We start from the raw sequence: 16,939 nt of genomic DNA, 5'->3' as shown, positions 1-16,939 counted from the left end.
ACATGGTCATCCTGTGCAAAAGCAACCGAAGCGCGGAACGTGTGATGAGTTCGATTATCCGCTTTATAGAGGATAAGCTGTTTCTGAGAGTGAACAGAGAGAAAAGTCAAGTCGCTCCTATATCCAAGGTTAAATTCCTTGGTTACTCGTTTTACAGGACGAAGGGAGAGGGCAGGCTGCGGATACACCCCAAAAGTGTGTCAAAGATGAAATCCAAACTAAAGGAACTGACATCACGCAGCAATGGCTGGGGTAATGACCGCAGGAAGGAATCACTCCGTCAATACATCATTGGTTGGGTGAATTACTTCAAGTTGGCAGATATGCAAAGCCTTTTGCTTAAGATAGATGAGTGGTACAGAAGGAGAATAAGAATGGTCATATGGAAACAATGGAAACGAATAAAGACCAAACTGACAAATCTAATCAAGCTTGGGGTCAAGAAATCAAAAGCTTGGGAGTGGGCAAATACAAGAAAGGGGTATTGGCATATAGCTAATAGCTTCATTCTTAACACCACAATTACCAAAAGTAGATTAAAGCAATCGGGCTATGTATTCCTGTCGGACTATTACCAAAAGGTTAGAATCAAAACTTAAAGAACCGCCGTATACCGAACGGTACGTACGGTGGTGTGAGAGGACAGATAGGGAAATAATCCCTATCTTCCTACTCTATTTTGCATCGAATGTATTTTTTGCTTTAAACATATAAATAAGATAGCCTAAACCAAGGTGTTTTTTGGCAGTTTTATTAGTTGGTTAGGTAAAGTATTGTCGATGCTTAGATTGGGCTAATATAGTATTGGGATAGGCTATTTTTGTTGAATTTTTAGATAAGTGTTTTTGGTACATTTATAAGGTGTTCCAAGTCAGAAATAATTCAAATTTCAAGTCACGACTGGAGCATTAAAAGAAATGTTAACCCGATAAATAGTATGGAAAATTTTACTAAACTAAAACATGTCGTTGCCATGGGGATAATCTTGATTCTTCAATTTGGAGTCAAGATATCTCATGCATCTACTATGGAAAATGAGTCTCTCATCTTGGGAGAAAGGCTAGGTGTCACCGCTTCTGAACAGCAGGATAGGACTGTAAGAGGAACAGTGTATTCCACTGAAGATGGATTGACGCTTCCTGGAGTAAGTGTTGTACTCAAAGGTACAACCAGAGGTACTGCTACAGATATTGATGGAGGATTTACTTTAAGTGTGCCAGATGAAGGTGGAACTTTGATTTTTAGTTTTGTTGGATTTGAGACCCAGGAACTAAATATCACCAACCAATCTGTATTTGAAATACAGCTAAAGCCAGATGTGACTTCTATGAATGAGGTAGTTGTCGTAGGGTATGGTACAATGCGGAAAGGAGATGTGACCAGTTCTATTGGAGGAGTCAAAGAAGAGGATTTTGTGAAAGGGGCTGTAAGGGATGCTGCACAATTGATACAAGGTAAAGTAGCAGGTCTGCGTGTAACTACTCCTAGCGGTGATCCAGCGGCAGGAACACAAATCAACCTTCGAGGGATCAACTCTATTAATGGGACAAACCAACCTTTGATTCTTATAGATGGAATACCTGGGGATATGAACACGGTGGCACCTGAAGATATAGAATCAATTGATGTTTTGAAAGATGGGTCAGCCGCGGCCATATATGGTACTAGGGCTACAGGGGGTGTAATCTTGATTACCACTAGAAAAAATGATCAAGGAAGAAATACTGTAAATTATAATAATTATGTGAGTGTGCAGACGATTCAAAGAAGGCCGAACCTGCTAACGGGAGATGATTATAGAAGGCTTATCGCTGAAGAGGGGATTCCCTACACTGATTATGGCGGAAATACAGACTGGATAGGGGAGATGTTACAAACTCCTGTTAGTCAAAATCATAACTTAACATTATTTGGAGGAAATAGTACAACAAACTTTACTGGATCCATCAATTATAGGAATTGGGATGGTATATTCTTAAGAACGGGCCAAGAGAGACTCACCATTAGAGCGGATCTCAATCACAGCATGTTTGATGATAAACTTAGGGCAAATGTTCAAGTCATCAACAGGGTGTTTAAATCAGAAAGAGGAGGTGCTGATGGCTATGCATTTAGACAGGCAATGATCAGAAATCCCACAGATAGGGTTAGGGATGACCAAGGAAATTGGCAAGAACGAGATGGTTATTTTTATGAAAACCCGATCTCTAGGATATATGAATATACCTCTCAGTCTAGGTTCAACGAAATGAGAATGAGTGGATCCTTGAACTATACACCAGTTGATAATTTGGATTTGAAGCTCTTGGTGTCAAATGTTCAAAGCAATGACCTTTTTGGTGGTGCAACAACCTTTAACCATACAGATACCTGGTTGAACAATAGGAATAGTACAGCTTCTAGATCAACAAGTGCTCACAATGAAAACTTAGTAGAGTTGACTGGTAATTACAATAAATCAATTGGCAAGAATTTTTTCACTGTATTAGGCGGGTATAGCTGGCAAGATGCTGTTTTTGAAGGATTCAATGCAAGTAACTGGAACTTCCCTACAGACCTATACACTTGGAACAACTTGGGTGCTGGTGCCGCTTTGCAAAACGGTCAAGCAAGTATGGGAAGTAATAAGAACCAATGGCAGCTTGCTGGATTTTTTGGCAGATTTACTTACAGTTATGATGACAAGTATTTGTTTATGGCCAGTGTAAGAAGAGAAGGTTCTTCTAGGTTTGGAGTCAATAATCAATGGGGTACTTTTCCTGCTGCCTCTGTGGGTTGGAGAATCAGTAATGAGCCATTTTTGAAAAATGTGTCTAACATTGAAGATATCAAATTGAGGGCTGGTTATGGTGTGACTGGTACCATTGCAGGTAATCCTTACTTGTCACAAATTAGCTATAACTTCAATAGGGATCAAGGAGCTTATGTTGGTGGACAATGGGTACAAGGATTTATTCCAACGCGTAACTTTAATCCTGACTTGAGATGGGAGACTAAAATAGAATACAACTTAGGGGTTGATTTTAGCTTGTTCAAAGATAGACTTAGTGGATCAATTGATTTTTACAGAAGGGATATCAATGATTTGCTGTATAATTTCCCAGTGCCTACCCCTCCATATCTTTTTGGAAGTATGATGCTAAATGCAGGGAGTATGCAGAATGATGGTATGGAAGTACTCTTAAACTTCACCCCAATTTCAAAAGCTAAATTTGTATGGAACTCCAACTTTACTTATTCCACTAATCGCAATAAATTAATTGATTTGTCGAATGATGTATTTGATGTTTCCAATGAGTTCTTTAATGCAGGTGGCACTGGAGAACCCATTCAAGACTATACACATAGGGTTCAAGTAGGAGGCCCAATTGGTCAGTTCTTTGTCTTGAAATCTGTTGGAGTCAATGAAGATGGACTTTGGTTAATTGAAAATAGAAATGGAGAGGTCGTACCAATTACTGAGGCAGTTCAAGAAGACAGACAGTTTTACGGAAATGGTATTCCAAGACATATAGTGGGTTTCAACAACTCATTCACTTATGGTAGAGTAGATGTGGAGGTTAATTTCAGAGGAGCTTTTGGCCATGATATTTTGAACTTTCAACGCATGTTTTATGAAAATCCAAAGAACATAGCCTATAACATGCTCAATACAGCTTATGATCCCGTTTATGGACAGCGACTAGACTCTGACTTAGTTTATGTAAGCCATTATATAGAAAGTGGAGATTATTTGAAGCTGGACAACCTGACTGTTGGTTACAGTTTCCCTGGTAGGGGCGTGATGAAGAATGCAAGGGTTTATGCCTCAGGACTAAATTTATTCATTTTAACCAAATACCAAGGCATAGATCCCGAAGGAGTAAGTGTGTTAGGTTTCTCACCAGGAAATGATGAAAGGGATAAATACCCTACCACGAGGACATTTACATTGGGTCTAAATATTTCATTTTAAAAAGATCAAAATCATGAAAGTATTCAACAAAATAGTTTTAGGTTCAGCTTTGGTGATTGGGGGAAGTTTAGCTTTCCAATCATGCCTGAATCTAGATGAACAAGTATATTCAGAAGTATTGTCTGAGAATTTCAGACCAGGAGAAAGGGATATTCCTGCCATCATTGCACCTGTGTACGGCTCTCTCCGTGCTTTGATGATGGGATGGCAGGGACATTTTGATGTGCAAGAAGAATCTGCTGACGTAATCGTTACACCAGCCAGACCAAATGGCTGGTATGATGGGGGTACCTATGTAAGAATGCATCAACACACTTGGACAGCGATACAATGGCAGCCTACTAATCTATGGCAAAGCTCATACCGAAGTATCACTACAGCCAACAGGGTGATCGCTCAAATAGAAGATGATCAAATCTCCATAGAGAACGGAAGGGAAGCTGTGATTGCCGAATTAAAAGCTGTGAGAGCATTTGCTTATTACCTGCTCTTAGACAATCATGGGAACGTGCCTGTTGTGACGGATTTCAGAGATGTGAGTTTACCTCAACAAAGCTCTAGGGCGGAATTGTATGATTTCGTTATTTCCGAAATTGAAGCTGCAATGCCTGACTTAAGTCAGGATGCTAGAAATACTTATGGTCAAATGAACTACTGGGTGGCCAAAACATTGTTAGCCAAGATTTACCTCAATGCAGAGGTATATACTGGTACACCACAATGGCAAAAAGTGATAGAAGTTTGTGATGAAATCATTGCTGGTGGTGCATATCAACTTGATAATGTATATGCTGAGGTTTTCCATTGGGAAAATCAAAACAATGAGGAAATCATTTTTGCTGTTCCTTATGATGAGATTTTTGGACAAGGTAACACTGTTCACATGAAAACATTAGATCCTTTGAGCAGATTTGTTTACAACATGCAAGCTGGACCATGGGGAGGAAACTGCGCTGTTCCACAATTTATCGATACGTATGATGAAGAAGATGGTAGACTCTATGATACTTGGATCATGGGGCCTCAGTTCCATGCTAATACTGGTGAAATGGTGATCAGTTACACCAAAGAAGTGCCAAGTATCGCAGCTACAACGTCGAATCAAGGCTACAGAATAGGTAAATACCAAATCAAGCAAGGTGCAACAGGAAGCTTAGATAATGATTTCCCATTCTTTAGATATGCAGATGTTTTGATGATGAAAGCTGAAGCTTTATTGAGGCTAGGCAATGGTACTCAAGCTGCTGAAATAGTCTCAGAAGTAAGGGCAAGGGCTTTTGCAAATACCAATCCTGCTAAAGCCACTGTGACAGCTGCTCAACTTGAAGGGAATAGCAGGTATCAATATGGATATCAGAATCTTGATGGAAGTATTGATTTGGACACAGGTGTGATTCCATTTGGTGGATTTCTAGATGAATTGGGGTGGGAGTTTGCTGCTGAAGCCCATAGAAGACAAGACTTGATCAGGTTTGGTGTATTTCAAACCAAGAGTTGGTTTAATCATAGACCACACCCTCAAGCTCAAGACAAAATCATCTTCCCAATACCTGAAGCTGAGTTGAATAACAATCCTAACCTTACACAAAACTCAAGTTACTAAGAGGATCAATCAGATTTTTGTATCCAGGTTCAATCTCCTATAGTTTGGAGGCTTGAACCTGGATTTTTGATTTATTAAGGACCAATTTTTAATTTTGGATTTTAAACCTGATTATCTATATGCTATATTATACATTTTGATATTTAACGCTCTTTTCTTTAAGCTTTGTTGTCTGATTATCATTATGTTCCACTGGAGAGGTTGAGTTATCCTTTTTATGCATCATGTAAGCTGCCCAAAAGGACAAGATTGATGTGAGAAGCCATAACATGTCCACTGTATAGATTTGAATTTGGTCGCTATTAAATGTTTTCCATAGCCAATTACCTGTTTGGTAGCCATTGGAAATTGGAATGGCCAAACCCAGAATCGCACCTGATAGCATGCTCCATTTCGTTATTTTGAAGTTATCTCTCAGTGCTACCAATGAGATTGATATAATCAACCAACCGTAGAAGTACCAATGGTAAATAAATTCCATAGGACTTAACCCGCTATTTGACATCCATAGCTTTACGGCTAAGAATGAAATGGCTGTTACAGGATACATTCCCAAACAAATTGCCAAGTAAATCCATACTAACCATTTGTTGAATTTCCTTTTTATATCAGGTGTACTTTTTTTGTCTCTAGCAACCAACCAAATCAATACACCAGAAAGTATGACCACACAGGAAACTAATCCTAAAATGAAATATACTATTCGTAAACCTAGTCCCCCAAAGTCTCCAAAGTGTAACTTTCTTAATACATCATTAGAACCCTGTAAGTAACTGCTTGGTCCATACGGATCAACTTCGTATTCAGGAGCCAAGTCTCCAGCTTTGAAGATCGCCTTGCCCTTACCTGTAAATTTGGAAGCAGGTAAAGGAACTCCTTCTATGATGATTCGCATGTTTTGATCTCCATAAGCAAAGAGTGAAATGGAACGTAAATCGAATTCTCCCCAACTTTTTTGAACCTCTTCCACATAGAAATTAAGGTCTGGTACATTGTCTAGGGATTGGAAACTGGGTTTATATGCTGGAAGGCCAAAACCCATATCTGCATACATGGATTCTTGATCACCTTTATAGATGATAGAGAGCACTGGAGGTGCCAATACAGTTGTACCTATGATTAGGAATACACCCGTTAAGGCAAAGATAAATTGATAAGGTAAGCCTATGATCCCAAGTGCAGTATGGGCATCTGTCCATAGGTTCTTTAATTTGGCCTTTGGTCGGAATAGGTAGAAATTGCTGATGATTTTATCCCAATGTATCCAAACCCCAGTGATCAGCGCAAAAAGGAAAAAAAATGAAACAATTCCAGCGAATAGGTAGCCTGATCTTCCATACAGGTTCAGTTGCGCAAAGAAATGTAACCTGTATAAGAATTCCCCCAAAGTATAAGCATTCTTGTATTCGGAAGTGCTGTAATCATTGAGGTTCATGTAAAAGAATGCTGCTCGTTGTCTTGATTCATCTAAGGTGTCCTTTGGTGCTGATAGGCTGACGTTGATACGTTGACTGATTTTATGTTGACTTAGAGTAATATCACGGAATTTTAAGTCATGAGCTATGGCTAAATTCTCAACCAAAGCATTGATGTCTGTTTCTAAGAATACACTTTCTTTTGCAGGCTCATTTCTTTCCCAGGCTTCTATATCATCTCTAAAAAACGAATAAGAACCAGCGAAGAAGATCACATACAGTGCAGCACTTATGATGATGCCACTGATGGTGTGGGTGTGAAATAAAATGTTGTAGTTCCTGATATTCATAAGATGGGGCTATAAGTTTGTCCTAAATAGATACCTAATGTAAATAGTAGGGTGAGTATCAAATACAATCCCCAAATCTTCCATGCGTTTTTTGAAAGGAAAGCAAATACCATTAAAAATGCCCACAATAGAAAGCCAGCAAATCGAAGACTCATGAGCATATTCACATGATCAAGCCAAAAGGATAAGGCAATGAATAAAGAGGTCGTTACGCCATAACCACCTATAAGACCTGCTGTAATTTTCAGGATACGTTGGCTCCAAGATGAAAGGTGTTTTTTATTTGCGGGCATAGCAATTAAAGCAATGTTTCAAAACTCAAACTGATAATAAAGATTAAGGAAAGGTTCTTCAAACCAAAGATCTCTAAGGGGCTTAATAAGATTACCAAACTACCTGTTAACATCAGTGTCAAAATAAAAGACAGGGAACCTGACCCTACTCCCAAATGATAGATGTGGGTAATCAAAGAAATGATCAATATGCTGATGCCTATCAATCTGCTTTTCAATGGATTATCTTGAGACCAGGAAACTAGTTTTATATTTGAAGGAATGACTATTCTTTTTGAGCTAAGGTAATTTAGTAAGAAACCCAAAGCCGTGATTGTAATCATGATTGTATACATTTTCAAAGTATGGTTTGTATCTATGATAATTATATTTTGAAGAAGAATAGGGTTATTTTGACTGACAAAGAGGGTATCCCGCAAGCATGTCAAACTTGCGGGAAAGTAAAAGATCAATTAAAAAGTGAGGCAATCTTAAATGTTGCACATCTCCAGACACTTTCATAAGCATTTTCATGATGTTCTCCTGATTCTTTGGTGCTTTTTGTAGCCTCTAGCATGTAGCTGCCCTCCCAAGGGGTTTCTAGCGATATCTTTCCATTGGCATCAGATTGGAAAACCTTTGTCCAACCAGAAGGGCCTGTAAGTTCAACTGCGACATTGGGCTCAGGTGTTCCTTTAAAATACACGGTGAAATTATTTTTATCATGAGGAATAAGTTTTAAGTCTATGTTTAAGTGCTCATGATTAAGTTTATTTTTGGTATTTCCAACTTTTACGATACTTGTGGTATTAAACTGATAGAGGGTTTTTCCTCCTAAGTCCTTGGCCTCATGGCTGATGAATATTTGATGCAATCCTTCTTCAGTTGGTGTGAAATATGCCAAATAGTGATTCTCCAACGGACTGGTTTCTATCTTTTGTTTTTTTCCAGAAGGAGTGACCAACCAAAGATCAAAGTTTTTTACATCCGAATACCAATCAGCTATAGGTTCAATATGTTGTTCGGCATACTCTCCATAGAATATTTTAATTTCTTGTTTGATATTGAGCTGACCGTTTGCGTCTGTCTCTATCCATAAAGCATGAGACCATGCACTTCCTACAAATGCGAGGAAAGTAAACAGTAGAAGGTTGATTTTCTTTTTCATATTTTCTTTTGTGATTTATTTAGTAATTATTGTTTGAGTAATGAGGAAATAGCAAGTTGAATTTTTGCTTCTTCAAGGAAGCCTTTTAGCCTATAGAATTCTTCTTCCTTTAAGGTAAATTGAATGGAAGGATCAAAAGTCTCTAGCAAAACCCTGTCAATACCGTCAAAGAAGGGGAAGTAGTGCAACTCAAATTCTATGTATGACACATACTGGGTGAATGCTTCAAAATCAAGCGCGTTCATTTGTATCATGATTTGGTTGTACAATAAGCTGTACTTGTCACAATGTTCACAACGGGTTAGTATAAACCCTTCTCTCATAAGAATGACTTCAGTTTTACATGTGCCCATACCATTTGTTTTTATTTAGATTAAGTATTAATAAAAACAAATATAAGAAGAATCATTCCTGCTTGTTGTATTATTTAGAATAATTTTAAATAACATTTTTCTATGAAGTTTGATAGTTAATAGATGCACTTTATTTCGGGCCAAATCCCGCAATGTTGATTGCTTATGCTGAATAGGAGGGGTAATGTACCTGAAGGCTAAATGTTATTAATGCAGCTGCCTCAAAACCTGAGGCTCAAGTTCGCCATATAGTTAGTAGGTGCCTGAGCTACGCCCAAAAATGACCAATATTGCTCATTGGTGATGTTGTTTAACTTTAGAGCAACTCTCCAATTTCCCTGCTCATAAAATGCAGTTGCATTCAATAGGGTATAGGAAGGAATGGTAAATACATTGTCAGTAAACATGAAGGAGCTTCCTACATGGTTACCTCCGAGCCCCAGCCCAAAGCCTTTCAATCTATGCTGGAAGCTGTAGGAAGCCCAGAAATTTGCCACGTGCTCAGGTGCATCATTGGCCTTGTTGCCTTCAATGGATTCGTCACTTGCTCTGATTATCCTGTTGTCATTGTAGGCATAGCCAGCGATTAGGTTCAGGCCAGCAATGGGATTGGCAATGACTTCTATATCCAGCCCTTTACTTACCTGTTGGCCATCTTGTACTGCAAAACCGTCAGCATTTACCCGGACTGCATTTTCTATGGCAATATGGTAATAGCTGATTGTAGTACTTAGTCTTTTTTCAAATAGTTCTGCTTTGATACCTCCCTCGGATTGGGTGGCAAAAACTGGGTTTATGGATAATTGTTGGCCGTTTGGCTGCATCCTGGGAGCCTGATTTTGGAATCCGCTCATGTAGTTACCGAACACAGAAACCCTGTCTTTTAGCACTTGGTAAACAATCCCTACCTTAGGTGCTAAGGCTGTCTGCTCAAAGCCGGCAACATCGTCGTCATCAGGTCTTTTGAAATGATCCAATCTTAAGCTTAGCATAGTGGATAAGCGGTCTGTTAATTGAATGACATCTGCGATGTATGCACTGTGCGTAAGATCATTGTGGCTATGCCAGCCTGGGAAAAATCTCGGTATCAATTGCGAATCCATTTCAAATCTTCTAAGTGGTCTGAAATCATTGGTTACATTGACAGTATCAATAAAACCATCTGTTGTGGAGTATTCACTTCTGGAATCAAATGCCCTCAGATTAGCACCTATAAGTACTTTGTGGTCAATGTTACCTGTCTGGAATTCACCGTTAAAGTTTTGCTGGAAGTTGGTGTAGTTTGCATAGATGGGCCCCCACATGCCAACCGATCTGGCGACTTCAGTTGGGGAGATCCATGTTGGCTGAGCCTGGTAACTATACTTGACATCTTCATTGAGGAAGGAAAACAAAGTGGTGGAAGTCCAGTTTTTACCCAGTTGGTATTTGGCTTGAGCAAATAGCTTTGTTGCGGCAGTTTGTGAGTCTGCATCTTCATGGTATAGGGATGTTCTATAATCAATTTGAAGTTGTCTTGGGCTGGTAATTCCAGCGTTGGGGGCATACCTGGAATATTGCGGTCTGGTACTGTTTGCATTGAAATATTCCATGTCCAAGGTTATAGTTAGTCGCTCAGAAGCCTTGTACAACAAACTCGGAGCAATGATGAAGGTATTGTTGAAACCATAATCCATAAAACTTTTTTCACGGTTCAGGGCTGTATTAACCCGTAGTAACACTGTATTATCTTCATTTAACGGCGTATTTACGTCTGCTGTAATGCGGTGCAGGTTAAAGCTTCCTGTTGTATAGGTAATTTCGGTTTGCCTTTCTTCCATAGGCGCTTTTGTCACCAAGTTGACTACTCCTCCAAAAGAAGATACATTGGCACCAAACAATGTTGCAGATGGGCCTTTCAATATTTCAATTCGCTCAACATTTGCAATGTCAAGACTGGATCGACCCGTGGCCGCTTCCATGCCATTTCTGGCATTGATTCCTGTACTGAATCCCCTGAATGTTGTCCCAAATCCACCGGATGCATAGGTGATGGGAACTACGCCAGGTGCATTTCTGACAGTCTCCCCGATGTCTGTGATGACCTGCTCCTTTATCAGTTCTTTGCTCACCACATTGTAAATTTGCGGGTTCTCCAAATTCTCCAATGGCATACGGGCAACATAGTCTGTCTTTTTGTTGGCCAATGGATTTATCTTGGAGTCAGTCAAGGTAAATTCCAACAGGTCACTGCCGTTTTCCAGAAGACTTACAGCTGGGACCTTCAGTGTCTGTCCATTTTCCAGTTTGAGTTGGATTTCTTTTGTTGCATAACCCAAATGGGAGATAACTAAAATGTATTTCCCTGGGGATACTTGATCAATAGTAAAATGACCTTCTTCATCGGTGAGTGCACCTTTGTTTTTGTCTTTGAGATAGACATTGGCAAAGGGTATGGGAAGTCCTTTATCAGTGAGCACTTTTCCTTGGATTTTGGCTGTGTTTTGCTGGGCTTGACTATTTGATATCCATATAAAATTGATCAAAATTATTAAGTAGATAGCAAATGATTTCCTGTCTGCTGTCGGCAGACTGCAAATTAATGTCTTCATTTTTGTATGAGTTAGCATTGAGGGTTAGTGGAAAATTGGTTTTGGGCTTACTGTATCCACCAGTTGAGTCGTTTAAATTCTCCTATAAAATGCGGCATGCAGAACAACTGAACTGCATTTAATAGAGAGGGTATAAGCGTATTTTTTAGATTTACCTACTTAGTGATTAAAATCGCTTTTGCCCAGAGAATTCCATGGCATCTCCTTTACCAATGCCGTAACTGATTCCTAAAGTGATAAACCTTCCAGACATACCAAGTCGGTTGAATTCAAGGTCTTCTCGAGATGAAACAGCCCTAAACCTTCTGGTCGCAAATACATCTCTAACGCTTAAATTTGCTACTGCCTTACCCTTGAGTAGTTTTTTGCGCAAGCCTAAGTCTAAGAAGTAATTGTCCAGTATATCAAGTTGCAGGGTTTCATAGGCAGATTCATATGTCCAGGCAGCTTCCAAGTCAAAGTTTGCTGGTAATTTTACCTTTCCCATAGCCCTTGAAGTCCAACGGTTACCAGAAAACTCAAAAGTTTCTTGCTTATAAGTACCTTTTCTGGAAAAAGCATTGTAGTTCAAGTCAATATCGATTGTAGCCCAGTCCCATGGGGTGTATTTGCTGTTGAATTCTAAGCCTGTCGTTCGGCTTCGGCCTACATTATCTGGTTTTCTAATGCTTATATTGTCTTCCACAGTCAACACTTCTTCTATTACATTGGTAGTAATGCGCTGGTATACACCTATATTGAAAGATACTTTGTCCAAATGGTAGATTGAGGTCACTTCATAAGAATCAGTGTATTCAGGCACTAAGTTTGGATTGCCTGTATAGATGTTGAAATTGTCCTGCAAAGCAAAAAAAGGATTCAACTCCCAGAGCCCTGGTCGGAATATTCTTGCAGAGTAGCCCGCCTGCAGGGAGTATTTGTCTGAAAATTTGTAGGAAGTATGCACCGTAGGGAAGAGATCACCATAGCGTTGTCTATTGTTCTCTTGTGTTTCTTCAAGTCGGGTATCCTGAGCTGTATATTCGAAACGTAACCCAAGTTTTGCTCCCCATTTGTCTTTCTCTCTGGAAATGGTACTATAGAGTCCCAATACATCCTGATCGAACACAAATACATTTGTGAAATTTGGATCCGGAATCCACTCGCCTTCATGCTGATCAAGGACAGCAAAGTCGTTGGATACGCCATTGATAACATACTGTGTTCCTGTTTCAAGCTCATAATAGGATGAAAATGGCCTAGTGTAATCTAATTTAAAGGTATAGATGCCTTCTTTATAATCTGTATTCAATTTTTGTAGAGCATCGGGTCTGTCTCCTAGGATAGTACTGTTTTGAAAATCTGAGACCTGATCTTTGCGGAAGAATGCCCCTGTGGCACTGGCCAAGAGGCTGTGATCGCCTGACTCGTCAAAATCCTTTTTGACTTGAAATTCTCCTTGCCATTTCGGGTTGTCTGCATAGGAATCTTCTTTTCTGGACCAAATATCAGTAATTGTCCCCTCTAAATTCTTTAGTGTATAATCATTTTTGGAATCAGTGGTCTCCTTTTCATAAGCAAATTGGCCTGAAAGACTGATGACTGTTGAGTTATTGACCCGATAGTCAGTTCCAAGTATCAAGTTATAAAACTCCTCTTTGAAGTCTCTATCACTCAGTGTGTGTAGTTCTGAGTTGTTTACAATTTCCCTATTCAAAGTCTCATTGTGATGTGGAAAGGTTCGGTAGCCGACACCCAATTGAGCAAAAAGGTTGACTTTATCTGTTCTTTTGTTGAGACTTAGACCAAGGCTGTGATTGTTTGGAATCCCTGTGTTGAGGGTAATGGAACCATTTAAGTTTTTCTCTCCTTCTTTTTTGAGGATAATGTTGATGATGCCTGAAGTACCTTCAGCTTCGTATTTGGCGGAAGGGTTGGTTATGACTTCAATGCTTTCGATCATGTCAGCAGTGATGGTGCCCATGATATTACCTTGCTCACTTGCTAGAACGGAAGGTTTACCATTGATAAGAATGCGAACACCTTGACTTCCTCGCAGGCTGATCTGTCCTTCAATATTGACACTTACTGAAGGGATATTGTTCAGTATTTGCAATGCACTAGCCCCTGTACTGCTGATGTCTTGACCAACATTGAAAACTCGCTTGTCCAATTGAAATTCTGTACGAGATCTTTCGCCTTGAATCACCACCTCATCCAAAGTCTGGCTATCTTCTTCCATAAGGATAATACCGAGATTTATTTCGTTTAAGTTTGTGTTAGGGCGCTGAACCTTTTTTGTAGTATAGCCAATGAAGCTGATCTCCAAGTAAAACGATTTGGAAGTAGTTGAGATCGTAAAGCTACCATTTTCTAAACTTGTGGTTCCAGCTAGCATTTCATGAGTTTCACTGGATCTAAGCATTACTGTGGCATAGGCAACAGGCTGGTTTGTATCTTTTGATTTTAAAATCCCTGTGACATTAAATGCATCTTGTTGGGCAATTGATGATGTACCATTGATCAACATCATTCCAATTAAGAATAATTTTATAATGGTTTTCATGATTTTGGATGTTTAGCGCATACCTAAATAATGGCTTTATGTATGCTATTTGTGAGTGTTGAAGTAAGGATTAGTTTGTGTGGGACGACCGACCTTTTGCCTGAGAGAAAGACTGATCATTGTTTTAGCATAGAATGCTTGTCCGAATCAAAATTCAAATTTCTTCAACCTGAATTTGAAAGGTTCAAATGGCGTTGATTAGCACCTATGGTGAAGCTTCTTGCTTTGTTTTAGCAAACTTGTTTTAAAATTTGAAAGCCATTGAAGCTAAGATTCTCCTTGGCATTTGTGGTTCTATGGTCGTCCATCCTCCCCAATATTGTTGATTGGTAAGGTTGTCTATTTTAAGGCCTAACCTGTAGTGTGTTGTGTCATAGAACATAGTTGATCCAAATACGGTATATGCTGGTAGGGTGAAAATTCCAGTAGCTTGAGAATTGGTGATGTGGTTTTCGGAGGCGTAGTTGAAGCCAGCCCCAAAGCCTAAACCTTGAAGTCTTGAATTGCTGATGCGATAACTGACCCATGCATTTGCTAAGTTTTCTGGACCAGCTGATACAGGACGTCGACCATTGATCCCTTCAGCTGTTCGATCATTTTTGCTCTCGTTGTGGGTATAACCAAGCAATATGTTTAATCCATTGATTGGATTAGCAATCACCTCAAATTCAAGTCCTTTGCTGGAAATATTGCCATCCTGAATATTAAAGCCAATTCTTTCTGGGTCAGGTCTGGTTACATTCTTGACATAAATGTCATAATAACTAACACTTCCTGTTAATTTACCATCAAAAAGTTCTGTTTTGACCCCTAGCTCCCATTGATTAGCATGCTGCGGATTGAAAATTTCAACAGATCCATCAGGTTGAGTGATTGGGGCAACATTTTGAAAACCATTCATATAATTCCCAAAAATGGATGCCCTTTTTTTCAGGACTTGATAAACTAGACCAAGTTTTGGCGATAGGGCTGTTTGCATGTATTCTCCACTTGTGGTATTCGTCCTTTGGTTGTATGAGCCTTTATTGTCAAACCTATCTAATCGCAGGCTCATCATGGCCATCATGCGTTCAGTCAAATTAATTACATCTGAGAAATAGGCACTGTAGGTGTATACATTGGTTTCAGTTTTAGAAGGGTTTTGGTTGTTCGCTAAGCGTGCATTTAGGGCAGAACTGGTAAGTTGAATGTATCTAGGATCTGCCCTTAAAGTACTAACAGTATCAAATGGAATGTATGCTGAGTTGTTATTTATTCCTTGCTGATGGAAATAATCTAAGCCCACGACAAGTCTATTTCTTAGTGAACCAATACTGAAGTCTCCAATAAAATTTTGTTGGATAGTAGTAACTAAGTTTTTGGAATCTTGAAGGCTGACATACCTTGTTAGTAAGGAGTCTCCTGGCATAGCAAACATGGAGTACTGGTAAAACCCTTCTGCCTGCCTTAGGCTTCTAGAGACATTGGTTTGAGAAGTCCATTTAGAAGAAATTTTATAATTTGCTTGTGCATAAATATTTGTCGTTGGGGTTTGTATAGTAATGTCATTACTTGTGTAGGACCTATTGAAATCTAGTCCAAGTCCCGCTGGGGAGTTAGCTGTTAAAGGTCTAGATCGGTTGAGGAATATCATCAGTGGATTGGTACTTTCAGCCTGATAAAACTCTGTTTGCACTGAAAATGATAACCTTTCATTTACTTTATAGGATAGGGAAGGAGCTAAAAATTTGCTTGTCCTAAACCCAGCATCTAAAAAGCTGTTTTCATGATGGTAAGCCGTATTCACCCGTAAATGAACTTTGTCATTGTCACCCAGAGGTGTATTGATATCAGCCGTAATTCTGTTTAGACCAAAAGTACCTGCTGTATAAGAAATTTCACCTCCAAAGCCTTCGTAAGGTTTTTTGGTGACTATATTGATCAAACCTCCAAAGGAAATAATACTCCCACCAAATAGGGTTCCTGAAGGTCCTTTAATTGTTTCAATCTGTTCTATATTGGCAGGGTCTGGACTACCATTTGATATGCCTGCAACACCATTCATCAGGCTTGGTTGTACACTGAAGCCCCTCATGGAATAATATCCTGCACCGTCACCCCCTCTTCCTGTAGCACTCCAGAGCTTATGAACTCCAGTAGCATTCTTTAATGCATCGTCAAAACCAACAATTTGCTGCTCTCTCATCAATTCTTTGGTGACCACATTATAAACTTGTGGGTTTTCAAGATTTGATAAGGGCATTCTGGCTGGATATTCTGATGCCTTTCCATCAAAAGGATTTATCTTTCCGTCGCTGACTACTACTTCTGTCAACTGATTTCCATCCTCTTGAAGTATAACTTCAATTGGGTGATACGTTTCATGTGTACCTATGACCACCTCACGCTCTTGTGATTTATAGCCTACATAAGAGAAAATCAAAATGTAATTTCCAGGTTTTAACCCTTTGATTTCAAAAAAGCCCATTTCATTGGTAGTTGTACCAATCACCGTGTTTTTTAGCTTTATGCTCACAAATGGTAAAGGTTCCATTTTATTGTTTTTCACCACACCACCCATATTGGTTTGGTGCTGTGCCATTACATTTTCGGGTAAATGAAGGCTGATGAGAATGCTTAATGCCAGAAGGAGAAGTTTTTTTAACTCCACTGTATTGAGTAATAATCTATTCATTATTTATTTGGAT

General features: G+C 39.3%; 11 protein-coding genes. 3 read left to right on the top strand and 8 right to left on the bottom strand.

All coding sequences use genetic code 11. The annotated features are described in order from the left end of the window. From MM239_RS08985 to MM239_RS08975, 3 genes are all read left to right on the top strand, one after another. Nucleotides 1-599, top strand: a 599-nt coding sequence (locus MM239_RS08985) for a group II intron maturase-specific domain-containing protein (RefSeq protein ID WP_317235630.1), incomplete at its 5' end; no start/stop codon positions are given. Between the two features lie 338 nt (nucleotides 600-937). Next, entirely contained in the window at nucleotides 938-3,955 is a 3,018-nt protein-coding gene (locus tag MM239_RS08980; protein WP_241347872.1) for a SusC/RagA family TonB-linked outer membrane protein, read from the top strand. A 13-nt stretch (nucleotides 3,956-3,968) separates the two neighbouring features. Beyond that, nucleotides 3,969-5,558, top strand: coding sequence for a RagB/SusD family nutrient uptake outer membrane protein (locus MM239_RS08975; protein ID WP_241347871.1), 1,590 nt, complete (start codon nucleotides 3,969-3,971; stop codon nucleotides 5,556-5,558). A gap of 127 nt (nucleotides 5,559-5,685) precedes the next feature. Here MM239_RS08975 and MM239_RS08970 read toward each other — a convergent pair whose 3' ends face one another. The 8 genes from MM239_RS08970 to MM239_RS08935 form a co-directional block, all read right to left on the bottom strand. Next, nucleotides 5,686-7,323: a PepSY-associated TM helix domain-containing protein gene (locus MM239_RS08970; RefSeq protein ID WP_241347870.1), complete on the bottom strand. Its 1,638-nt coding sequence runs from the start codon at nucleotides 7,321-7,323 to the stop codon at nucleotides 5,686-5,688. Continuing rightward, the gene (locus MM239_RS08965; RefSeq protein ID WP_241347869.1) at nucleotides 7,320-7,616 is read right to left on the bottom strand and encodes a hypothetical protein; all 297 of its coding nucleotides are present in this window, start codon (nucleotides 7,614-7,616) and stop codon (nucleotides 7,320-7,322) included. Before MM239_RS08965 ends, MM239_RS08970 begins: the two co-directional genes overlap by 4 nt. A 5-nt stretch (nucleotides 7,617-7,621) precedes the next feature. Next, complete coding sequence (locus tag MM239_RS08960; protein ID WP_241347868.1) at nucleotides 7,622-7,939, bottom strand: hypothetical protein; 318 nt, start codon at nucleotides 7,937-7,939, stop codon at nucleotides 7,622-7,624. 125 nt (nucleotides 7,940-8,064) lie between these two features. Beyond that, nucleotides 8,065-8,763, bottom strand: coding sequence for a DUF4198 domain-containing protein (locus tag MM239_RS08955; RefSeq protein WP_241347867.1), 699 nt, complete (start codon nucleotides 8,761-8,763; stop codon nucleotides 8,065-8,067). Between the two features lie 26 nt (nucleotides 8,764-8,789). Further along, nucleotides 8,790-9,116, bottom strand: a complete 327-nt coding sequence (locus MM239_RS08950; RefSeq protein WP_241347866.1) for a DUF6686 family protein — start codon at nucleotides 9,114-9,116, stop codon at nucleotides 8,790-8,792. Nucleotides 9,117-9,337: 221 nt separating this feature from the next. Beyond that, nucleotides 9,338-11,707 (bottom strand): TonB-dependent receptor, encoded by a 2,370-nt coding sequence (locus MM239_RS08945; RefSeq protein WP_241347865.1) that lies wholly within the window; start codon nucleotides 11,705-11,707, stop codon nucleotides 9,338-9,340. 166 nt (nucleotides 11,708-11,873) lie between these two features. Further along, nucleotides 11,874-14,252, bottom strand: a complete 2,379-nt coding sequence (locus MM239_RS08940; RefSeq protein WP_241347864.1) for a TonB-dependent receptor domain-containing protein — start codon at nucleotides 14,250-14,252, stop codon at nucleotides 11,874-11,876. Nucleotides 14,253-14,496: 244 nt separating this feature from the next. Then, complete coding sequence (locus MM239_RS08935) at nucleotides 14,497-16,926, bottom strand: TonB-dependent receptor (protein WP_241347863.1); 2,430 nt, start codon at nucleotides 16,924-16,926, stop codon at nucleotides 14,497-14,499. Nucleotides 16,927-16,939 lie beyond the last annotated feature (13 nt).

Origin of the sequence: Belliella filtrata, assembly GCF_022549775.1 — a bacterium.
Lineage (GTDB): Bacteria > Bacteroidota > Bacteroidia > Cytophagales > Cyclobacteriaceae > Belliella > Belliella filtrata.
This window is presented reverse-complemented; position numbering and strand designations above follow the sequence as displayed.

Bases quoted from the DNA above. Each gene is read 5' to 3' on its own strand.
- MM239_RS08965 (WP_241347869.1), bottom strand. From the start codon at position 7,616: ATGCCCGCAAATAAAAAACACCTTTCATCTTGGAGCCAACGTATCCTG.
- MM239_RS08950 (WP_241347866.1), bottom strand. From the start codon at position 9,116: ATGGGCACATGTAAAACTGAAGTCATTCTTATGAGAGAAGGGTTTATA.
- MM239_RS08980 (WP_241347872.1), top strand. From the start codon at position 938: ATGGAAAATTTTACTAAACTAAAACATGTCGTTGCCATGGGGATAATC.
- MM239_RS08970 (WP_241347870.1), bottom strand. From the start codon at position 7,323: ATGAATATCAGGAACTACAACATTTTATTTCACACCCACACCATCAGT.
- MM239_RS08940 (WP_241347864.1), bottom strand. From the start codon at position 14,252: ATGAAAACCATTATAAAATTATTCTTAATTGGAATGATGTTGATCAAT.
- MM239_RS08975 (WP_241347871.1), top strand. From the start codon at position 3,969: ATGAAAGTATTCAACAAAATAGTTTTAGGTTCAGCTTTGGTGATTGGG.
- MM239_RS08955 (WP_241347867.1), bottom strand. From the start codon at position 8,763: ATGAAAAAGAAAATCAACCTTCTACTGTTTACTTTCCTCGCATTTGTA.
- MM239_RS08960 (WP_241347868.1), bottom strand. From the start codon at position 7,939: ATGATTACAATCACGGCTTTGGGTTTCTTACTAAATTACCTTAGCTCA.
- MM239_RS08945 (WP_241347865.1), bottom strand. From the start codon at position 11,707: ATGAAGACATTAATTTGCAGTCTGCCGACAGCAGACAGGAAATCATTT.
- MM239_RS08935 (WP_241347863.1), bottom strand. From the start codon at position 16,926: ATGAATAGATTATTACTCAATACAGTGGAGTTAAAAAAACTTCTCCTT.